The organism is Stenotrophomonas sp. (assembly GCF_031995405.1).
Lineage (GTDB): Bacteria > Pseudomonadota > Gammaproteobacteria > Xanthomonadales > Xanthomonadaceae > Stenotrophomonas.
Map to the genome: position 1 here is coordinate 1 of NZ_DAMAGC010000195.1, position 4161 is coordinate 4161.

Here is a 4161-nt window from a genome sequence, read left to right on the forward strand (position 1 = left end):
ACAAGCTGTTCGCGCTGATGCACCGGAACGCGGCCCCGGCGACCGGCTTCTTCCGGATTCCGGGCAACCGGCTCGTGGAGCTGGGGGCGCAGGTGGAGATTTAATCTCCACCTGCGCTACGCCCCACGCTTTGCTACGCAAACCGTGGGCCCCTGGGCATTCCACCTGATCCCCGCGCCTTCGGCGCGCCCCCTTGAAACGCAGTCGCCGTTGGCGCCGGCGTTCCGCGCATTCCACCTAATCCCCGCGCCTTCGGCGCGCCCCCTTGAACACCAAGGGGGCTCTCCTCCAGACGCTCAGCGCGAGCTGTGGACGAAGAGCCTTGGGGTTGCCTGCCTGGCGGCACACGGAGAGTTGGCGAAGGCGGGGTGGGTCCGGTTGCGGGGGCGTGAGCCGCATGGATGCGGCGACCGAGCTTACAGGGACGTACTTGCAGCGTCCCCCGCAACCGGACCCACCCCGCCGTCCCTCAGTACAGGGGCTGTTGCCTGTGCCTGTGCCGTTGCCGTTGCCGTTGCCCAAGCCTCTGCCGGGCGCAGCCCAACCGAATCCTCCTCCTTTTGCCGCATAATTGCCGAATGACAGACGACCGCATCATCGGTGCCGGCGCCACCCGTGAAGACGAAGGCACCGACGCCAGCATCCGCCCCAAGCGCATGGCCGATTACCTGGGCCAGGCGCCGGTGCGCGAGCAGCTGTCGATCTATATCGAGGCAACCAAGGCCCGGGGTGACGCACTCGACCACGTGCTGATCTTCGGGCCGCCGGGGCTGGGCAAGACCACCTTGAGCCATGTGATCGCCAACGAGCTGGGCGTGGCCCTGCGCGTGACCTCCGGCCCGGTGATCGAAAAGGCCGGCGACCTGGCCGCGCTGCTGACCAACCTGCAGCCGCACGATGTGCTGTTCATCGACGAGATCCACCGCCTCTCGCCGGTCGTCGAAGAAGTGCTGTACCCGGCGATGGAAGACTTCCAGATCGACATCATGATCGGCGACGGCCCTGCGGCCCGCTCGATCAAGATCGACCTGCCGCCGTTCACCCTGATCGGGGCCACCACCCGTGCCGGGCTGCTGACCGCGCCCCTGCGCGACCGTTTCGGCATCGTGCACCGGCTGGAGTTCTACACCCCCGAAGAGCTGACCCGGATCGTGCGGCGTTCGGCGGCCATCCTCAACATCGACTGCACCGCCGACGGCGCGGCCGAGATCGCGCGTCGCTCGCGCGGCACCCCGCGTATCGCCAACCGACTGCTGCGCCGGGTCCGCGACTATGCCCAGGTCAAGGCGGCCGGCCACATCGACCAGGACGTGGCGCAGGCGGCCATGCAGATGCTCAAGGTGGACCCGGAAGGCTTCGACGAGCTGGACCGGCGCATGCTGCGGACCATGGTCGACTACTTCGACGGCGGTCCTGTCGGGATCGAATCGCTGGCGGCGGCGCTGTCCGAAGAGCGCGGCACGCTGGAAGACGTCGTCGAGCCGTACCTGATCCAGCAGGGCTTCCTGATCCGTACCGCGCGTGGCCGCATGTGCACGCACAAGGCGTACCGGCACATGGGGCTCAAGCCGAAGAACCCGCCGGCGGACCTGTTCGCGGAGAGCATCGATGGCGGTTGATCCCCGGTTCAGTTGGCCGACACGCATCTACTGGGAAGATACCGACGCTGGCGGGGTGGTCTACCACGCGCGCTATGTGGCCTTCATGGAACGCGCACGGACCGAATGGATGCGGGCGCTCGGCTTTGGCCAGGAGCGCACGCGCACCGACCATGGCATGGTGTTCGCGGTCCGCGCGATGACCCTGGATTTCCTCAAGCCGGCGCGGCTGGACGATGCGCTGGACGTGACCGCCACGCTGGTGCAGTGCAAGCGCGCCAGCATGGTGTTCGACCAGCGCGTGTGTCGCGGCGATGAAACGCTGCTGACGGCCCAGGTCAGGATCGCGGCATTGGATGCCTCCACCTTCAAACCACGCGGCATGGACGATGCTCTCCTTGCCGCGTTGAAACCCTACGAACTTCAAGTATCCGCACAGTGAGGAACAACGGATGATCGCAATGCTCCTGGCCCTGCAGGCCACGGTGACCGAAGCGCTGCCGCAGGAAGTCACCAGCGCCGCGGCGCAGACTGTCGCGCAGGCCGCGCATGGCGGTGGCATCAATTACCTGGACCTGATGATCAAGGCCAGCCTGCCGGTGAAGATCATCGTGCTGCTGCTGTTGGCCGGGTCGTTCATCAGCTGGGTGATCATCTTCCGCAAGGCGCGCGTGTTCAACGCCGCCAACCGCGAGGCCGACGAGTTCGAAAGCCGTTTCTGGTCCGGCGCGGACCTGGGCAAGCTGTACAGCTCGGCCACCGACCGCAACCGCAAGGTCGGCGGTCTGGAAGCGATCTTCGAAGCCGGCTTCCGCGAGTTCACCCGCCTGCGCGACAAGCGCCGGCTGGACGGTCGTGCCCAGCTCGAAGGGGCCCAGCGCGCCATGCGCACCACCTACACCCGTGAAGTGGACCAGATGGAACGCAGCCTGGAGCTGCTGGCCAACATCGGCTCCACCGCGCCCTACGTGGGCCTGGTCGGTACCGTGTTCGGCATCATGGTGACCATGCACGACATGATCAACAGCGGTGAGCAGGCCGGCATCGCCTCGGTGGCCCCGGGCATCTCCGAAGCCCTGTTCGCCACCGCCATCGGCCTGTTCGTGGCGATCCCGGCCGTGTGGGCCTACAACCGCTTCACCACCCGCGTGGAGCGCATGTCGGTCCGTTTTGAAACCTTCGCAGAAGAGTTCAGCTCGATCCTGCAGCGCCAGAGCGCGGGCGACGAGTAAGCGCCCCAGCACAAGGACCCTGCCATGACTGCTGCCCTCGGCCGCCGCAAGCGCCGCAAGCTCAAATCCGAAATCAACGTCGTGCCGTACATCGACGTCATGCTGGTGCTGCTGATCATCTTCATGGTCACCGCGCCGCTGCTCACGCTGAGCTTCGATGTCGACCTGCCCAACTCCCAGGCCAAGGCGCTGGAAAGCAAGCAGGACCCGGTCATCGTGTCGGTGCGCCTGGACGGGCAGCTCAGCCTCAAGGTTCCCGAGGCCAAGGAGCCGGCCCTGATGGACGCCGGCCAGCTGCAGGCGCAGCTGGGCGCGCTGGCCGCGCAGGACAAGAACCTGCGCGTGATCGTCGCCGCCGACAAGGCCGTGTCGTATGAAAAGGTGATCGCGGCGATGGACGTGATCAAGCGCGCCAACGTCGAAAAGGTGGGCCTGGCGACCGATGCACGCTGAAGCCCTGCCACCGCAGCGCCAACCGCAGAACGAGTGGGGACTGCCGATCGTCCTCGCGCTGCTGGTGCACCTGCTGCTCGCGCTGGTGTTCATCGGCGCGTGGCTGTGGTCGCCACAGCGCACCACCGAGGCCGCCGCCGGCGACCCGGCGATTGAAGCCAGCATGCAGTTGTCCGCCTCCGAGGCGGCTGCCGCGCGCCAGGCGCTGCGTGCGTCGGAAAAGCTGCCGGACCTGCCCGAGCCGGTGCCGCCGCCCGAGCCGATTCCCGAAGACACGGTGCCGCCGCCGCAGCCGATCGAGGAGCCGCGTCCGCAGGACGCGCCCACGCCCCAGCAGCAACAGGCCCAGGAGCGTGTTGCACAGCCCGACACGGTCGACCAGGACGCGGTGAGCGCGCTGTCGATCGCCGCCGAAAAGGCCAAGCAGGAACAGGAAGCCAAGCGCCGCCAGGAGCAGATCGACCTGACCGAGCGCAAGCGCCAGGAACAGGCCGAGCAGAAGCTGCGCCTGGCCAAGCAGCAGGAAGAGGCCGAGCAGAAGAAGAAGCTGGCCGAACAGGAGCAGAAGGCCAATGACGCCAAGGCCGAGGCCGAGAAGGACAAGAAGCTGGCCGAGATCCGCCGCAAGCGTGCCCAGGCCGAAAACGAAGCCAAGCTGGCCGAGCAGAAGCTGCGCCAGGTGACCGCCGCCCGTGCCGCCAGCGGTACGGCCGCCACCGCCGGCGCCACCGGCACCGCCAAGCCGGCCTCCGGTGCCGGCGGTACCAGCGACGACCTTTCGGCCAAATACGCCGCGGCGATCCAGCAGAAGGTGAAGGCGCAGTGGACCCGTCCCGATTCGGTGCCGCTGGGCCAGAAGTGCCAGGTATCGATCACCC

5 protein-coding genes are annotated in these 4161 nt (G+C 67.4%); all 5 read left to right on the plus strand.

What is annotated here, in order from left to right; all coding sequences use genetic code 11:
- Positions 1-578: 578 nt before the first annotated feature.
- A complete protein-coding gene (gene ruvB / locus RTO53_RS19600) occupies positions 579-1619 on the plus strand; it encodes a Holliday junction branch migration DNA helicase RuvB (protein ID WP_312239336.1) in 1041 nt (346 codons plus the stop codon).
- Positions 1609-2040, plus strand: coding sequence for a tol-pal system-associated acyl-CoA thioesterase (ybgC, locus tag RTO53_RS19605; protein ID WP_256775473.1), 432 nt, complete (start codon positions 1609-1611; stop codon positions 2038-2040). Before ruvB ends, ybgC begins: the two co-directional genes overlap by 11 nt.
- Before the next feature lie 10 nt (positions 2041-2050).
- The gene (gene tolQ / locus RTO53_RS19610) at positions 2051-2830 is read left to right on the plus strand and encodes a protein TolQ (RefSeq protein ID WP_137190120.1); all 780 of its coding nucleotides are present in this window, start codon (positions 2051-2053) and stop codon (positions 2828-2830) included.
- A gap of 24 nt (positions 2831-2854) precedes the next feature.
- Positions 2855-3283, plus strand: coding sequence for a protein TolR (tolR, locus tag RTO53_RS19615; protein WP_312239337.1), 429 nt, complete (start codon positions 2855-2857; stop codon positions 3281-3283).
- Positions 3273-4161 (plus strand): cell envelope integrity protein TolA (gene tolA, locus RTO53_RS19620; RefSeq protein ID WP_312239338.1); only part of this gene is annotated, 889 nt, incomplete at its 3' end. The genes tolR and tolA, both read left to right, overlap by 11 nt.

Excerpts from the sequence above, each read along its gene's own strand:
- ruvB (WP_312239336.1), top strand. The coding sequence starts at position 579 with ATGACAGACGACCGCATCATCGGTGCCGGCGCCACCCGTGAAGACGAA.
- ybgC (WP_256775473.1), top strand. The coding sequence starts at position 1,609 with ATGGCGGTTGATCCCCGGTTCAGTTGGCCGACACGCATCTACTGGGAA.
- tolQ (WP_137190120.1), top strand. The coding sequence starts at position 2,051 with ATGATCGCAATGCTCCTGGCCCTGCAGGCCACGGTGACCGAAGCGCTG.
- tolR (WP_312239337.1), top strand. The coding sequence starts at position 2,855 with ATGACTGCTGCCCTCGGCCGCCGCAAGCGCCGCAAGCTCAAATCCGAA.